The following is a 14,561-nucleotide window of genomic DNA, read 5'->3' on the forward strand; positions in this document are numbered from 1 at the left end:
GAATGGCCCCGGACCCACAGCCACCGCTTATGGTGCTCTGACGGCCCGTGGGAAAAGCTGACGGCATACAAAGGGACAAGCACAGCAGTGTCGCGCCGGACCCGTCGACCGGCGCGAGCAGCGGTACCCAGTGCGACCCAGGAAACAGCCGTGGATCGAGGAGAGAAGCTGTGAGCACCGAGAACGAGGGCACCGCGGTACCCCCCGCCCCGTCCGCACCCCCCGTGCCGGTGGACGCTCCCGCTGCTCCGGCGCCCCAGGGCCAGGCCCCGCAGGGGCCGTACGGGCAGGACCCCCAGGAACAGCCCGGCCACGGGCAGGGCGCTCCCGGTGACGCCGGCCGTCCCGGCGTCTCCTCCTCCGCCCCCGACCCGTCCTGGCCCCCGCCCCCGCCGCCCACCGCGCCCTCGCACGGCGACGGCGGTTCCGGTTACGGCGCGGGCGGCTGGGGTTCGTCGTACCAGCAGCCGGCGCCGAAGTCCGGCCGCGGGCGCGGTGGTCTGATCGCCGGGGTCCTGGTGGCCGCGCTGGTCGCGGGCGGCCTGGGCGGCGGCCTCGGCTACACGCTGGCGAAGAACAACGACGACAGCACCGGCTCGACGACGGTCTCCGCCTCCACCAGCGGCGGCGACGTCAAGCGCGACCCGGGCACCGTCGCGGGCGTGGCCGCCAAGGCGCTGCCGAGCACGGTCACGATCGAGGCCGAGGGCACCAGCGGCGAGGGCGGCACGGGCACGGGCTTCGTCTTCGACAAGCAGGGCCACATCATCACCAACAACCACGTGGTGGCGGACGCCGTGGACGGCGGCAAGCTCACCGCCACCTTCCCGAACGGCAAGAAGTACGACGCCGAGGTGATCGGCAACGCCCAGGGCTACGACGTGGCGGTCATCAAGCTGAAGAACGCCCCCGGCGACCTCAAGCCGCTCACCCTCGGCGACTCGGACAAGGTGGCCGTCGGCGACGCGACCATCGCGATCGGCGCCCCCTTCGGCCTGTCCGACACGGTGACGACGGGCATCATCAGCGCCAAGAACCGCCCGGTGGCCTCCAGCGACGGCAGCGGCAGCCAGGCGTCGTACATGAGCGCCCTGCAGACCGACGCCTCGATCAACCCGGGCAACTCCGGCGGTCCGCTGCTGGACGCGCAGGGCAACGTCATCGGCATCAACTCCGCGATCCAGTCCACCGGCAACGGCGGCTTCGGCACCGGCCAGTCCGGCTCGATCGGCCTGGGCTTCGCGATCCCGATCAACCAGGCCGAGTACGTCGCCCAGGAGCTGATCAAGACCGGCAAGCCGGTGTACGCGAAGATCGGCGCGTCCGTCTCGCTGGACGATGGCTCGGGCGGCGCGCAGATCTCCAAGGAGGGCGCGGGCGGTGCCGCCACCCCGGTGGAGCCCGGCGGTCCGGCCGCCAAGGCGGGCCTCAAGCCCGGCGACGTCATCACCAAGCTCGACGACCGGGTGATCGACTCCGGCCCCACCCTGATCGGCGAGATCTGGACCCACAAGCCCGGCGACAAGGTCACGATCACCTACGAGCGCGCCGGCAAGCAGCACACGGTCGACGTCACCCTCGGCTCCCGCGTCGGCGACAACTGACCCACACCCGCGGGCACCGACCCGTTACCCTTGTCCCCGCGCCCGCCGATCACGGCCGGCGCGGGGAGGTGTGCCCGAGCGGCCTAAGGGAACGGTCTTGAAAACCGTCGTGGCAGCGATGTCACCGTGGGTTCAAATCCCACCGCCTCCGCGCAGGTCATAGATGTGCACGTCAGCGAGGGTGCCTCTCACTGAGGGGCACCCTCGCTGAGCTCGCGCCCAGCCGGGTCCCTGCCCGCTGGGTTTCGTTCCTGCGGGTTCATACGGGCCACCGAGGCCGGGATGGCGGCCGCCGCGCCGGCAGCCTGGAAGAGGTCCGGTTCACGGACATCGAGCACCTCGAGTTCGCCCTGTAGCAGTCGCGCCCCCAACAGCCCGCTGGCCTGCCGCAGCGAAGGTTGAGCGGTGCCGCCATCAGGAGGACACGGTCAACGCCAACGAGGCGACGGCGGTGGCGAAGTAGAAACCGGGAAACGCGAGGTTGTAGAGCACGCGGGTGCGCAGATGGAAGGCGAGCGCGCCCAGGTAGAGCAGGACGAGGCCGCAGGCCGCGGCGGCACCGAGGGGGCGCAGTGCCGCGTCGAAGAGGCCGAGGAGAAGGCCCGCCGCACCAGCCAGCTTGAGGGCGGCTAGCCAGGGCAGCCAGGACCGAGGCACACCCACCTGTGCCGAGTTGGCCAGCACGAAGCGGGCCCCGGCGAGGTCGGCTGCGGCGATACCGACGTTGACAGCGGCGGTGAACAGGGTGACGACGAGGAATGCAAGCTGGGTACCGGTCATGCCTTCAGGTTCCGCAGACGCTTCGGCACCGTCCAATACCTGCTTCTATAACCTGGTGGAATGGACGTGGACACGCGCCTGCTTCGGTACTTCGCCGCGGTGGCGGAGGAGGGCAGCCTGACCGGGGCGGCGAAAAAACTGTTCGTCTCGCAGCCCGCGCTGACCAAGCAGATCCGGCGCTTGGAGGACGATCTCGGGGTACCGCTCTTCGCGCGTTCGCGGTCCGGGATGGCGCTGACCGAGGCTGGTCGAGAGCTCGCCGCGCGGGTGCCCGCACTGCTGGACGGCTGGGACGAGGCGGTACAGGCAACCGGCCGGGCGGCGCGGATGCTGCGCCTGGGTTTCCTGGACGCGGGCGCCGTGGGCGCCGTCCACGAGGTCATCGCCGAGTTCCGCCAGGCGCAGCCGGAGTGGCGGGTGGAACTACGTCAGTTCGACTGGTCGGACCCGAGTGCCGGCCTGGCCCGAGGTGAGGTGGATGCGGCAGTGGTGCGTTTGCCGTTTCCGGGGCAGGAGGGGTTGAACGTGCGGGAGTTGTTCGTTGAGGAGCGCGGGGTGCTGCTGCCGACCCGGCATCCGCTGGCGAACAGCGGGACGGTGGAGTTCCGGGAGCTGTGGGACGAGCCGTTCGTCGCGGCCGGAGCCGAGACCGGAGCCTGGAGGGAGCACTGGCTGGCGGCGGAGGAGCGGGAAGGGCACCCAGTCCGGGTCGGCGCCGTCACCAGTCGGCCCGACGAGTGGCTCGGAGCGGTGGCTGCCGGCTGCGTAACGCTGGCCCCGGCGTCGACGGCCCGTTTCTACTCCCACCCGGACGTGGTGTTCCGTCCAGTCCGCGGGGTCTCACCGAGCCGGGTAGGGCTGGCCCGACCCAAGGGCCGGACACGTGATGCGGCGCTGGATGAGCTGCTGGAGGCCATCGTGCGGCGGTTGAGCCGGAGCTGACGACAGGCCGACAGGCCGGTTCTGTGCGGGTGGTAGATCCCTCTGAAGAGCGCCATGGGCCGACCTTCCCCTTCGGTTACCGGCTCCTCCCGTCCTCCTTTGTCGCGGCCTCAGTTGGCGGAGGCGCGTCGTGTTCGGGCAGTCGAGTTGTTCGAGGGCAGCGTCTCGCATGCGGAGATCGCGAGGGCGGTGTGGGTGTGTGCCGAGAGTGTGCGGCGTTGGCGGCGGGTGTGGGAGCAAGGCGGGGCTTCGGCCCTGCGGCGACGGGCAGCCACCGGACGCCCACCCAAGCTGGACGACACCCAGGTCGAGATGGTCCGGACCGCGTTGGAGCAAGGTGCCCAGGCTCATGGTTTCGAGGCCGGCCTGTGGAGCCTGGAACGAGTCGGCGCCCTCGTCACCCGGACAACGGGGGTGGTGTTGTCGAGGGCATCGGTATGGCGGCTGCTGACCGGCCGGCTCGGATGGAGCCTGCAACGGCCCGAGCGGCGCGCGGTCGAGCGGGACGAATCGGAGATCGCCCGCTGGCAGGGGCGGAGTCCGCCCTCGGGGCGAGTAGGCGCGGCGGATCTGAGGCACCGCCTGAACTGGAAGCGTGCGTCGATGGCCGGGTCCTTGAGCTACCACTCCACCGACCCCGATCGCGGGGCCCGCCTGTGCTTCCACCTCAAGCCCGGCGCTACGACACCGCCGGGCTCATCGAGGTCCTGGAGCGGATGAAGGTGTTCTACCGCGGCGGGCGAGTGGTCCTGGTCCGGGACGGCCTGTCCGCCCACTGGAGCCGGGCGATCCGGGCCTGGGTCGCCGAACAGGACTGCTCATCCCGGAACGGTTACCCGCCTACGCTCCCGAGCTGAACCCGGTGGAACTGCTGTGGTCCTCACGCAAGAAGCGGAACTCGCCAACTTCATGCAACTCGGAAAAGCAGTTGTCCATCCTGGAACACTGGAGTTGGGTAAGGACCTATGACTGTTCTTGGTGCTGTGTTACGACCTCAGCTGCCGCCCGAGAAAGTGCGTGACGTAGCCCGTACTGCCGAGGCGGCGGGGCTCGAGGAGCTGTGGTTGTGGGAGGACTGTTTCCTGGAGGGCGGGGTCGCCACCGCGTCCGCCGCGCTCGCCTGGACGGAGCGGCTGCGAGTCGGCGTCGGGCTGATGCCCGTGCCCTTGCGGAACGTCGCCCTCACCGCGATGGAGACCGCCACCCTGGACCGGCTCTTTCCGGGGCGCTTCACGCTGACCGTCGGGCACGGTGTGCAGGACTGGATGGGGCAGGTCGGCGCGCGGGCCGAGTCGCCGGTCACGCTGTTGCGTGAGTACCTCGACGCGCTCCGGGCGCTGCTGCGCGGCGAGCGCGTCACCGCCGACGGGCGGTATGTGAAACTGGACGACGTCGGCCTCGGCTGGCCTCCGCTCACCGCCCCCGAGGTGCTCGCTGGCGTCACCGGCCCCCGTTCGCTGCGCCTGGCCGGCGAGGCCGCCGACGGCACGCTGCTCAGCGAGGCCACCCCGCCGGACGGCGTACGAAAAGCCCGTCGGCTCATTGACGAGGGCCGCGCGGCGGCCGGTCGCACCGACTCCCACCGGGTGGTCGTCTATCTCCTTACCACCACTGGGCCGAACGCCGTCGCCCGCCTCAAAGCCGAGCTCACCGCCGCCGGCACGGACAAGATCCCCGAACTGGGAGTCGCCGGCGACGCCGGTACGGTGGCCGAGGCCGTTCAAAGCCTGATCGCCGCTGGTGCCGACACCGTCATCCTCGAGCCCACCGGCGATGAACCGGACCCCGAGGGCTTCGTCCGCTTCGTGGCCGAGGACGTCCGTCCCCTCGTCTCGTAACCGACGACCGGCTCGTACTGCTTCGGGGTCGCTTGCCGCACGATCGTTGATCCACGGACCCGCACCTTCTGCAGCAGGGGGACGAACTGCGGGCTGTCGGCGGCCTGGCCCGCAGTCAGAGGTGGAGTAATGGACGCTGGTGAGTTGGTGCACCCTGGCGTCGAGGAGCTGGAGGTGGGCCCCATCCTTCTGGCGCTCGCGGACGAGAACCGCCGTCGGGTTGTAGCTGAACTGTTCGCGCGACCTGACGATGAGCGGCTCTGCGCTTCGTTCGACCTGCCCCTGAGCAAATCCAGTCGCACGCGACATTGGCGAGTGCTGCGTGAGGCGGGCCTCGTCTATCAGCGCAATGCCGGAAACGGGCTGTACATGCGCCTCCGCAAGGAGGACCTGGAGCGCAGGTTTCCGGGCCTGATCCAGGCTGTTGTAGCTGCTGGGTGCAGGTGAGTACCTGTGCTCATGCGCAGGGCGTGCCGCGTCAGCATGCTGGCCGTATGTACTTACGAGAGCGTCAGGCGCGGGGGCCGTCGGCCGGGCAGCAGGTCGGGGTCGCCGTGGCCCTGCTCGTCATCGACCTCATGGTCATCGCCTGGATGGTGTTCGCTGTCGGGATGGAGGGGTGGGCCGACAGTTACGAGAGTGACAGCGCCAGTGCCAGTGCCAGTGCGTCGGGGGCGTCGAGTGTGGCGTCGCAGGCCTCGTTGATTTTGATGGGCGGCGCGGTGCTTACCGGCGGGGGGCTCCTCGCCTTGGGGTGGCGCATCCCGGGGGTCGTGCAGGTGGTCGTTCTCATGGGCGGGGCGGTGCTGGTCTCTTCCCTTGCCGCCGGTGGATAGCATGCGGGCCGTTCACCGGGTGTCCTGGAAGGTGGTGAGCGCGCCTCGTGATGCGGCGCATCGTCGTCGTGACCGCTGTGCACGGCCCCCATGCCCGGTTCCTGCCGGAGGCCTACGCCTCGCTGTGCGGGCAGGGGCTGCCGGAGGGGTGGGAGTGGCACTGGGTGGTCCAGGAGGACGGGGAGGGCGAGGACGTCCGGCCGTATGTGCCTGATGATCCGCGCGTGACGTTCCGGCAGGGGCGGCCCGGGGGGCCCGGGGTGGCCCGTACCGTCGCGTTGGCCCATGCCGAGGGCGAGTACGTGACGGTGCTGGACGCCGACGACCAGCTGGCTCCGGGGGTGCTCGGGCGGAATCTGGCGGTGCTGGAGCGGGACCGTGGGCTCGGGTGGGTGACGTCGCGGGTGCTGGATCTGATGCCCGACGGGACGACCGTCGGGTTCCCGGGTGACCCCGACGAGGGGGTGATCGAGCGGGGGGCCGTGCTGGAGCACTGGAAGGCCAACGGGTTCCTCGCCCAGGTGCATCCGGCCTCGCTGTTCGTGCGGCGGGAGTTGCTGCTCGCCCTCGGCGGGTGGATGGCCCTGCCCGCCTCGGAGGACACCGGGCTGCTGCTCGCGCTGAACGCCGTGAGCCGCGGGTGGTTCTCGGGGGAGGTGGGGCTGCTGTACCGGAAGTGGGAGGGGCAGGTGACGGGGCAGGCGGCCCATGCCGACCGGGCCGAGCGGCAGGCCCGGATGGCGGTCGTGGAGGCCAGGGCCAGGGCCCTGTCGCGGCTGCCGTGGGGTTTTCCGGCCGCTCTGTGAGAGTGGCCAGGTGGTGACAGCGGTTCTTATGGCAGCAGTTCCGTCTGCCGCCGCCGCACCGCGGTGACCGTGTCGTGGCGGATGTAGTACTCGGTGCCGAGCAGCCGCTCCCGCTCGGCTGCCGGGAGCGCCGCGATCAGGCCCGGGGCCGCTCCCCGCGCCACCTCGGAGCGATGGGCCAGGATCGCGGCGACCTTGCGCTCCAGCCAGGGCGTGACGTCGACGGCCGCGGTGATCAGGTCGTCCGGGACCGTGCGCAGCGCCTTGCCCGTGGGTGCCCAGTGCCCGCCCCAGTCCCGGACGGCCGAGTGGGGGTGCGTGGCCAGGTAGAGGGCGCTCGGGCGCCAGGGTTCACCGGCGTCCGGGTAGAGGCGTTCGAGGCCGGCGGCGTGGACCGCGAGCAGGGTCACGCGGTGGGTGTGCACGTGGTCCTCGTGGCCGGTCAGGCCGCCGTAGGCGTCGTGGGTGACCACGATCTCCGGGCGGAAGGACCGCAGGTGGGTGACCAGCTCCCCTACCGTCCGGTCCAGCGGCGCGTCGCAGAGACGCGGTCTGCCCGGCGCCGAGTGCGGGACGCGGGAGTCGGCGTGACCCAGCATCCGTGGTGCGCCGGCGCCGAGGACGCGGAGGGCCTCGGCCAGCTCCGCGGCGCGCGGGCTGTCCGCCGCCCAGGTCGCCGTGACGACCGCCGTGCGCGCGCCCGCGGACGCGTGCCGGGCGAGGACGCCGCCCGCCGACAGGGACTCGTCGTCGGGGTGGGCGAAGACCGCGAGCAGGCTCGGTACCGGCATCACTCCTCGCCAGGGCCGTCCGTCGGCGTGGTGATCCTGATGGCCTGGCTCGGGCACTTCTCCGCCGCCTCCAGGATCTCGGGGTCGTCGCCCGTCTCCTCGCGGCCCGGGCGGACGACGCCGAATCCGTCGACGAACGCGAAGACCGCCGGCGCCCGGTGGACGCACTCGGCGGAGCCGTAGCAGAGCTCGCGGTCCACGGAGACCTTCATGCCGCTTCCTCCCCCTCCTGACGGCAGCGGAGGCCCCGCCGCCAGGAGGTCACTGCCCAGCACGCCACCGGCTGAACCGGCCCGGTCGGCGTCTGCCGGCGCACGCTGACCTCAGCATCTGCCGCCGGCCGGCCTCAGCGTGTGCCGCCCGCCGTCGCCAGCCAGTGCGCGACCCGGCGTACGGCGGCCTCGTCGAGCCGTTCGACCAGGGCCTTGACGGTCGTGTCGTCCTCGGGGGAGAGGTCGTAGAGGCCCGCCTTGCCCAGGCCGGCCAGGAGGACCTGGTGGCGGCGGCCGGTCATCCGTTCCGCCAGGGTGCTCGTGTCGCCGGGGGAGGTCTTGGGGGCGGGCGGGGGCGTGGGCGCCTGTTTCAGGGGGGCGTCGAAGAGGTGCCACTCGCCGTCCTTCGGCCCCCACAGGGCGACGGTCACCTCGTCGCCGCGCGCCCGCAGGGTCTGGGTCATCTCCCCGAGCGCGTACAGCACCGGCGAGCGGTGGGGCGACTCCGCCGCCGTCCGCCACGAGCCCTCGGCCGGGCGGTGGACCATCGCCACCCAGCGCGGAGCACCCTGCGGTCGTGGGCTGTCGGGACGTGACTCCACTGCGCTCACCCCTGTACGTCGCTCGGAAGCGGTACGGCAGGGCGACCATAGCTGACGGGTCGTCAGTTATCCAGGGCCGCAGATCGGCGCTCGCGGGGTTGGAGGGCGCACTCCACCGGGGAGGATCACCACGTCGTCCGGCACCGGTCCCTCCCCTCGTGGGGACCGGTGCCGAACGGTGGGGCTACCGTCGTCCGACTCGGATGGAACCCGGATGGAAGTCGACCGGATGGGTGCGCTGCTGGAACCGGATCCTGCCATTTCCGGTCGCGGACGAGGAGGTTCCGGGGGCTTGCGGAGGGTATTACCGCAGGTCAGCCATATAGAGTGAGTTTTCCGGACCGGACGTCCAGGCGTGGAAGTGAGGAGTGGAGACCTTGGGTTCCGACTCGGGGGCACGCACCGCCTTCGCGGAACGCCTCGCGCTGCTGTACAAGGAAGCCGGCAACCCCCCACTCAAACGTGTGTCCGAAGCGGTGGTGCGGCTCCAGCGGGTCGACGAACGCGGGCGGCCCGTGCGGGTGTCCGCCCAGCGCATCAGCGACTGGCGGCGGGCCCGGAACGTACCCGCCCAGTTCCCCGCCCTCGCGGCGGTGCTGCACGTGCTGATCCCCGAGGCGCGGCGCGAGCGGCCCACGCCGGTGTCGCCGGGCCTGTACGACCTGGGGCAGTGGCAACGGCTGTGGGAGCGCGCGGTGGCCGACCCGGTCGCCGAGCGCCCGGCCGGGTCCCCGGGGCAGGAGCAGGCGTCGGCCGACGCCCCGCCCGCGCCCGGCGGGGTGTGCCCGTACCGGGGGCTGGCCTCCTACCGCCGGGAGGACGCCCGGTGGTTCTTCGGCCGCGAGCGGAGCACGGACGCGCTCGTCGCCCAGCTCCGGGCCGTGGCGGGGGCGGGCGGCCTGGTCATGCTCGTGGGCGCGTCGGGGGCGGGGAAGTCCTCGCTGCTGAACGCCGGTCTGGTGCCCGCGTTGCGCGACGGCGCGCTGCGGGACGGTGCCCTGGGCGGCGACGACGGTGATGAGGGCGACGGGAACGGCCGGGCGCGGGAGGTGGTCCAGCTCGTACCGGGCGCCGACCCGCTGGCGGAGCTGGCCCGGTGCATCCCGGAGCTGGCGCCTGTCGTCTCGGCACAGGCCGGACCTGCGGCAGTGGAGACACCTGCCGCGGAGGGGGCCGGTGTCCCGCCCGCGGCCGCACCGCCCCTGGAAGCGCCCGTCGCCGGTCCGCCCGCGGTTGAGCCCGGCACACCGCCCCGCGCCGACGCCGTCCGCACCGACGCCGTCCGCCCGGCCGACGCCGTCCGCTCGGGCGTCCGCCCTGCCGACGCCGTCCGCGCGGCCGTCACCGCCTGGGCCCGGCGCGTCGATCCCGCCGGCGCCCGCCCGGTCGTCATCGTGGACCAGTTCGAGGAGACGTTCACCCTCTGCCCCGACGAGGCCGACCGGCGCGCCTTCGTCGAGGTCCTGCACGCCGCCTGCACCCCCGCCGCCCCCGGTGAAACGGCCCCGGCGGTGGTGGTCCTGGGCATACGCGCCGACTTCTACGAGCAGTGCCTCGGCTACCCCGAGCTGGCCGACGCGCTCCAGCACCGGCACATGGTGCTCGGGCCGCTCACCACCGCGGAGCTGCGCGAGGCGGTGACCGGCCCGGCCAAGGCCGTCGGACTGGAGCTGGAACCGGGCCTGGCGGAGCTGATCGTCCGGGAGGTCAGCGCCGACGGCCCGCGCGGGGCGCACGACGCAGGAGTGCTGCCGCTGCTGTCGCACGCCCTGCTCGCCACCTGGCAGCGCAGGAAGGGCGGCCGGCTCACGCTCGCCGGCTACCGCGCGGCCGGCGGCATCCAGGGCGCGGTCGCGGCGACCGCCGAACGCGCCTGGACCGGCCTCGACCCGGCGGCCCGCACGGCGGCCCGGCTGCTCCTGCTCCGCCTGGTCCGGCTGGGCGAGGACACCCAGGCCACCCGTCGGCGAGGCACCCGGCGGCAGCTCGCGGACGAGTCGAACGACCCGGGCAAGACCGAGGAGTCCCTGGAGGCGCTGGTCCGCGCCCGGCTGGTGACCCTGGACGCCGAGACCGTGGAGATCACCCACGAGGCGCTGCTGCACGCCTGGCCGCGCCTGCGCGACTGGATCGACGAGGACCGGCAGGGCAACCTGCTGCGCCAGCGCCTGGAGGAGGACGGCCGGGCCTGGGAGGAGTCGGACCGCGACACGTCACTGCTCTACCGGGGCTCCCGGCTGGAACAGGCCCACGGCTGGGCGAAGTCCGCCGGGGACACGTTCCTGACGCGCAGCGCGGTGGAGTTCCTGGCCGCCTCGGTCCGGCTGCGCCGGCGCGTCATCTGGATCAGCCGGGGAGCGGTGGCGGCGCTGGTGGTGCTGGCGGTGCTGGCCGCCGGGTCGGCCGTCGTCGCCTGGAAGCAGCGGGACGACGCGGTGTTCGAGCAGGTGCTCGCCCAGGCCGACCGCGTCCGGGACACGGATCCGTCGCTGTCCGCGCAGCTCGACCTGGTGGCGCACCGCCTGCGGCCGGACGACGAGGGCGCGAGGAGCCGCCTGATCTCCGTCGTGAACGCCCCGCTGGCCACGCCCCTGCTCGGGCACACGGGCGCCGTCTACCTCACGACGTTCAGCCCGGACGGCAAGACCCTGGCCACCGCCAGCTACGACCGGACGGTCCGGCTGTGGGACGTGGCCGACCCCGGGCGTCCGAGTGCCCTGGGCAAGCCGCTCACCGGCCACACGAGCTGGGTGAGCAGCGCGATCTTCAGCCCGGACGGCCGTACGCTCGCGAGCGCCTCCGACGACGGCACGATCCGGCTGTGGGACGTGACCGACCTCCGTCATCCGAAGCGGCTCGGCGAGCCCCTGACCGGCCACGACGGCACGATCTACCTGATCGCCTTCAGCCCGGACGGGCGCACGCTGGCCTCCGCCGCCGAGGACCGCACCGTCCGGCTCTGGGACGTGGCCGACCCGCGCCACCCGAAGCGGCTCGGCAAGCCCCTGACCGGGCACACGGCCGCGGTGCGCTCGGTGGCGTTCAGCCCGGACGGCCGGACACTGGCGGCGGGCGGCGACGACGGCACGATCCGGCTGTGGGACGTGACCGAGCCCGGGCGTCCGGCACCGGTCGGCAGGCCGCTGACCGGGCACAGCGCCCTCGTGCACTCCGTGGCCTTCAGCCCCGACGGCCGGACGCTCGCCAGCGGCGGCGAGGACAACACCGTCCGGCTGTGGAACGTGGCCGATCCACACGACCCGGAACAGATCGGAGCGCCGCTGACCGGCCACACCGGGCCGGTCTGGTCGGTGGCCTTCAGCCCCGACGGGAACATGCTCGCCGCCGCCAGCGCGGACAGCACGGCGAGTCTGTGGAAGGTCAGCGATCCGGAGTACCCGTCGCAGGTCGGCGAGCCCCTGACGGGCAGCAGCGGCGAGATGTACGCGCTCGGCTTCAGCCCCGACGGGCGCACCCTCGCCACCGGGACGGGCGACAACAAGGTCCGCCTGTGGGCGCTGCCGACCTCGGACATGACCGGCCGGACCGGCACGTTCCGCCCGGACGGGCGGGTGCTCGCGACGGCGGGGCGGGACGGCCGGGTCCGGCTGTGGGATGTGCGCAGGCCCGGCAGGCCGGTGCCGATGGGCGAGCCGTTCCGGCCGGGGAAGGGCGACGTACGCTCCCTGGAGTTCTCCCCGGACGGCCGCACGCTCGCGGCGGTGACGGGCGACCGGGCCGTGCAGCTGTGGAACCTCCGCGATCCGGAACACCCTGTTCCGTACGGGTCCCCGCTCCCTCTGCGCATCCGGTACGCCGACCCGCTGGCCTTCAGCCCGGACGGCCGGACCCTGGCCACCGCCGACGACGACCGCACCATCCAGCTGTGGGACATCGCCGACCCGTCCCGCCCCCGGCCGCTCGGCGCACCCCTCACCGGTCACAAGGGCTACGTCAACTCCCTCGTCTTCAGCCGGGACGGCCGGACGCTCGCCAGCGGCAGCGCGGACGGCACCATCCGGCTGTGGAACGCGGCCGCCCCCGGCCGGGTCACCTTGATCGGCGCACCGCTCAGGGGTCATCTCGGAGCCGTCAACGCCCTCGCCTACAGCCGCGACGGCCGTACGCTGGCCAGCGCCGGCGACGACAGCTCCGTCCGCCTCTGGGACGTCGCGGACCCGGCCGATGCCTCCGAGCTGGCACACCTCACCGGTCACACCGAAGCGGTCGTGTCCCTGACGTTCAGCCGTGACGGCCGCATCCTGGCGAGCGGCGGCAACGACAGCACCGTCCGGCTCTGGGACGTCTCCGACCCCTCCGGGGCCACCGCGATCGGCCAGTCGATGAGCCCCAACACCAAGACCGGCACCTATCTGTCGTTCAGCCCGGCCGGCCGCGCGATCGCGGTGTCGAGCGGCGCCGACACCATCCGGATCTGGAACCTGGACGTCGACCCGGCCGTGCGCCGCATCTGCTCGCTGACCCGGGGCGTGCTGACGCCGGACACCTGGAGCGAGTACCTGCCCCGGCTCTCCTACGACCCGCCGTGCGGCGGCTGACGAAGAGGCATGTGCACAACAGGCCGTACGGTCACGGGAGTTGAGTGATACGAGTCACAACGCCGCCTTCCTGACGGCATGTCGGCTCTCGCTGGGCAAGCGCTTGTTACCCTTGGCCATAGCTCGACCGCTGGTGCATCCCCCGTCGCCAGCGGTCGGGCCTTTTTTCAGCGCAGGTCCAGCCGCATCAGGATCCGGGGATGACCGGCCAGGACCGAGGTGGTGTCCGCCGCGTGGGTGAAGCCGGCGCGTTCGAAGTTCTTCCTCAGGCCGGCGTAGGCCATCGTCAGGTCGACCTTGGCGTCGCCGTTGTCGAGGGGGTACGCCTCGATCGCCGGTGCGCCGTGGGCGCGGGCGAAGTCGACGGCGCCGGCGATCAGGGCGTGGGAGATGCCCTGCTTGCGGTGGCCGGGGCGGACCCGGACGCACCACAGCGACCAGACGGGCAGGTCGTCGACGTGCGGGATCTTGCGGTTGCGGGCGAACGAGGTGTCCGCACGGGGGGCGACGGCGGCCCAGCCGACCGGTTCGTCACCGTCGTAGGCGAGCACGCCCGGGGGCACCTCCGCGCGGCACAGCTCGGCGACGTACGCGCCGCGGGCCGGGCCGCGCAGCTCGTTGTTGAGCTTGGAGGGGATCCGGTAGCTCAGGCACCAGCAGACGTTCGCGCCGGGTGACTTCGGCCCGAGCACGGCACGGACGTCCTCGAAGTCCGTGGCCGGGCGCACGTCGATGGTCATGCCTTCACGATGTCACGTGGCGCGCGGCCGCGCCGCCGGATCAGGCCCTCGGCGGCGGGGAGACGGCCTGGCTGAACGCGCTGTAGAACGGCTGGGCCATGCCGGCGAGCGCCGAGGCTCCCTGCGCGAACGGGGTGAGCGGATCGATCGAGCCCGACCGGCTGCCCCCGCCGCCCTCGGCGGCCAGGGCGGACGAACCGCCCTGGAGGACGACGAGAGCGACGAGCAGCGCGGCGGCACGGGAGAGCAGACGAGAACGCATGCCCACTCCAACGAACTGCTTTGTCGCTGGTCACAGGCGTGCGGTTAGTGATTTTGACGTACCGCGGCGGCCGCCCGCAGCATGCGCAGCTGGCCGATCTCGCTGACGTTCTTGGTCAGTTCCGTGTTCACCCAGGCGGCCATGTGCGCGACGGTGTAGCCGGGGTCGTCGGGCACGGGGAACCGGGCCGGGGCGTCCAGGGCGGTGTCGGTGAGGCCGTCCAGGACCGCCAGCCACTGGGTGCGCAGGTCGCGCAGCCACTCGACGGTCGGGGTGCCCTCGCCGGGCCATGCGACCTCGGTGCGGTCGCGGGGCGGGAGGCCCCGCGCGTGGTCGAGGGTGACGCCCCACCACCATCCGATGTGCCAGCTCACCCAGGCGATCGTGGGCACGGGCACGGGGTCGGGCTCGGTGTCCGCCCAGTCCGGCACCCAGGTGCCGTCGGCGGAGCGGCGCACGGTCCAGGTGTACGGCCCGGGCTCCCACAGGAAGTCTTCCGGCTCCAGCCGCTCCAGGTGGTACTCGAACAGCGACCAGACCAACTCGAACTGCGCGCGCAGTAGTTCCGTACGGGAAACGCTCATCGGAC

Annotated in this window: 16 protein-coding genes, 1 tRNA gene and 1 pseudogene; 11 read left to right on the forward strand and 7 right to left on the reverse strand. The window is 72.6% G+C overall.

What is annotated here, in order from left to right:
- The first annotated feature begins 170 nt into the window (after positions 1–170).
- The 3 genes and pseudogenes from ABZ386_RS30130 to ABZ386_RS30140 all read left to right on the forward strand — a co-directional run.
- Complete coding sequence (locus ABZ386_RS30130; protein ID WP_358966698.1) at positions 171–1,604, forward strand: trypsin-like peptidase domain-containing protein; 1,434 nt, start codon at positions 171–173, stop codon at positions 1,602–1,604.
- 64 nt (positions 1,605–1,668) lie between these two features.
- A tRNA-Ser gene (locus ABZ386_RS30135) sits at positions 1,669–1,755 on the forward strand.
- Positions 1,756–1,882: 127 nt separating this feature from the next.
- Positions 1,883–1,960 (forward strand): annotated as a pseudogene (locus ABZ386_RS30140) (XRE family transcriptional regulator); the annotation flags it as partial.
- 58 nt (positions 1,961–2,018) lie between these two features.
- Here the strand turns inward: ABZ386_RS30140 and ABZ386_RS30145 are convergent.
- Positions 2,019–2,384, reverse strand: a complete 366-nt coding sequence (locus tag ABZ386_RS30145; protein ID WP_358966701.1) for a DoxX family protein — start codon at positions 2,382–2,384, stop codon at positions 2,019–2,021.
- A gap of 60 nt (positions 2,385–2,444) precedes the next feature.
- Between ABZ386_RS30145 and ABZ386_RS30150 the strand changes: the two genes are divergently transcribed.
- The 7 genes from ABZ386_RS30150 to ABZ386_RS30180 all read left to right on the forward strand — a co-directional run bounded on the left by ABZ386_RS30150 (position 2,445) and on the right by ABZ386_RS30180 (position 6,806).
- Positions 2,445–3,326: a LysR family transcriptional regulator gene (locus tag ABZ386_RS30150; protein WP_358966703.1), complete on the forward strand. Its 882-nt coding sequence runs from the start codon at positions 2,445–2,447 to the stop codon at positions 3,324–3,326.
- Positions 3,327–3,380: 54 nt separating this feature from the next.
- The gene (locus ABZ386_RS30155) at positions 3,381–4,046 is read left to right on the forward strand and encodes a winged helix-turn-helix domain-containing protein (RefSeq protein WP_358966705.1); all 666 of its coding nucleotides are present in this window, start codon (positions 3,381–3,383) and stop codon (positions 4,044–4,046) included.
- A complete protein-coding gene (locus tag ABZ386_RS30160) occupies positions 3,983–4,183 on the forward strand; it encodes a hypothetical protein (RefSeq protein ID WP_358966707.1) in 201 nt (66 codons plus the stop codon). Before ABZ386_RS30155 ends, ABZ386_RS30160 begins: the two co-directional genes overlap by 64 nt.
- Before the next feature lie 108 nt (positions 4,184–4,291).
- Entirely contained in the window at positions 4,292–5,164 is an 873-nt protein-coding gene (locus tag ABZ386_RS30165) for an LLM class flavin-dependent oxidoreductase (protein ID WP_358966710.1), read from the forward strand.
- A 129-nt stretch (positions 5,165–5,293) separates the two neighbouring features.
- Positions 5,294–5,611, forward strand: a complete 318-nt coding sequence (locus tag ABZ386_RS30170; RefSeq protein ID WP_358966713.1) for an ArsR family transcriptional regulator — start codon at positions 5,294–5,296, stop codon at positions 5,609–5,611.
- A gap of 107 nt (positions 5,612–5,718) precedes the next feature.
- A complete protein-coding gene (locus tag ABZ386_RS30175; protein WP_358966716.1) occupies positions 5,719–6,000 on the forward strand; it encodes a hypothetical protein in 282 nt (93 codons plus the stop codon).
- A gap of 47 nt (positions 6,001–6,047) precedes the next feature.
- Positions 6,048–6,806: a glycosyltransferase family 2 protein gene (locus tag ABZ386_RS30180; protein WP_355724032.1), complete on the forward strand. Its 759-nt coding sequence runs from the start codon at positions 6,048–6,050 to the stop codon at positions 6,804–6,806.
- Positions 6,807–6,832: 26 nt separating this feature from the next.
- Here ABZ386_RS30180 and ABZ386_RS30185 read toward each other — a convergent pair whose 3' ends face one another.
- The 3 genes from ABZ386_RS30185 to ABZ386_RS30195 all read right to left on the reverse strand — a co-directional run bounded on the left by ABZ386_RS30185 (position 6,833) and on the right by ABZ386_RS30195 (position 8,357).
- Positions 6,833–7,597: a PIG-L deacetylase family protein gene (locus ABZ386_RS30185; protein WP_358966719.1), complete on the reverse strand. Its 765-nt coding sequence runs from the start codon at positions 7,595–7,597 to the stop codon at positions 6,833–6,835.
- Positions 7,597–7,809: a ferredoxin gene (locus ABZ386_RS30190; RefSeq protein ID WP_351340696.1), complete on the reverse strand. Its 213-nt coding sequence runs from the start codon at positions 7,807–7,809 to the stop codon at positions 7,597–7,599. The genes ABZ386_RS30185 and ABZ386_RS30190 overlap by 1 nt, the downstream gene beginning before the upstream one ends.
- A 134-nt stretch (positions 7,810–7,943) precedes the next feature.
- Positions 7,944–8,357 carry a hypothetical protein gene (locus tag ABZ386_RS30195; protein ID WP_351340839.1) on the reverse strand — a complete coding sequence of 138 codons (414 nt, stop codon included), beginning with the start codon at positions 8,355–8,357 and terminating at the stop codon, positions 7,944–7,946.
- Positions 8,358–8,779: 422 nt separating this feature from the next.
- On the opposite strand from ABZ386_RS30195, the gene ABZ386_RS30200 reads away from it, so the two are divergent.
- A complete protein-coding gene (locus tag ABZ386_RS30200) occupies positions 8,780–12,970 on the forward strand; it encodes a hypothetical protein (RefSeq protein WP_358966722.1) in 4,191 nt (1,396 codons plus the stop codon).
- Between the two features lie 167 nt (positions 12,971–13,137).
- Here ABZ386_RS30200 and ABZ386_RS30205 read toward each other — a convergent pair whose 3' ends face one another.
- The 3 genes from ABZ386_RS30205 to ABZ386_RS30215 are packed head-to-tail and all read right to left on the reverse strand — an operon-like array spanning position 13,138 to position 14,556.
- On the reverse strand, positions 13,138–13,710 hold the full coding sequence (locus ABZ386_RS30205) for a GNAT family N-acetyltransferase (protein ID WP_114254040.1): 573 nt from the start codon (positions 13,708–13,710) through the stop codon (positions 13,138–13,140).
- 40 nt (positions 13,711–13,750) lie between these two features.
- Positions 13,751–13,972, reverse strand: coding sequence for a hypothetical protein (locus tag ABZ386_RS30210; RefSeq protein ID WP_114254039.1), 222 nt, complete (start codon positions 13,970–13,972; stop codon positions 13,751–13,753).
- A gap of 44 nt (positions 13,973–14,016) precedes the next feature.
- The gene (locus ABZ386_RS30215) at positions 14,017–14,556 is read right to left on the reverse strand and encodes a DinB family protein (protein WP_356521110.1); all 540 of its coding nucleotides are present in this window, start codon (positions 14,554–14,556) and stop codon (positions 14,017–14,019) included.
- Positions 14,557–14,561 lie beyond the last annotated feature (5 nt).

Origin of the sequence: Streptomyces sp. NPDC006140 (genome assembly GCF_040628815.1) — a bacterium.
GTDB lineage: Bacteria > Actinomycetota > Actinomycetes > Streptomycetales > Streptomycetaceae > Streptomyces.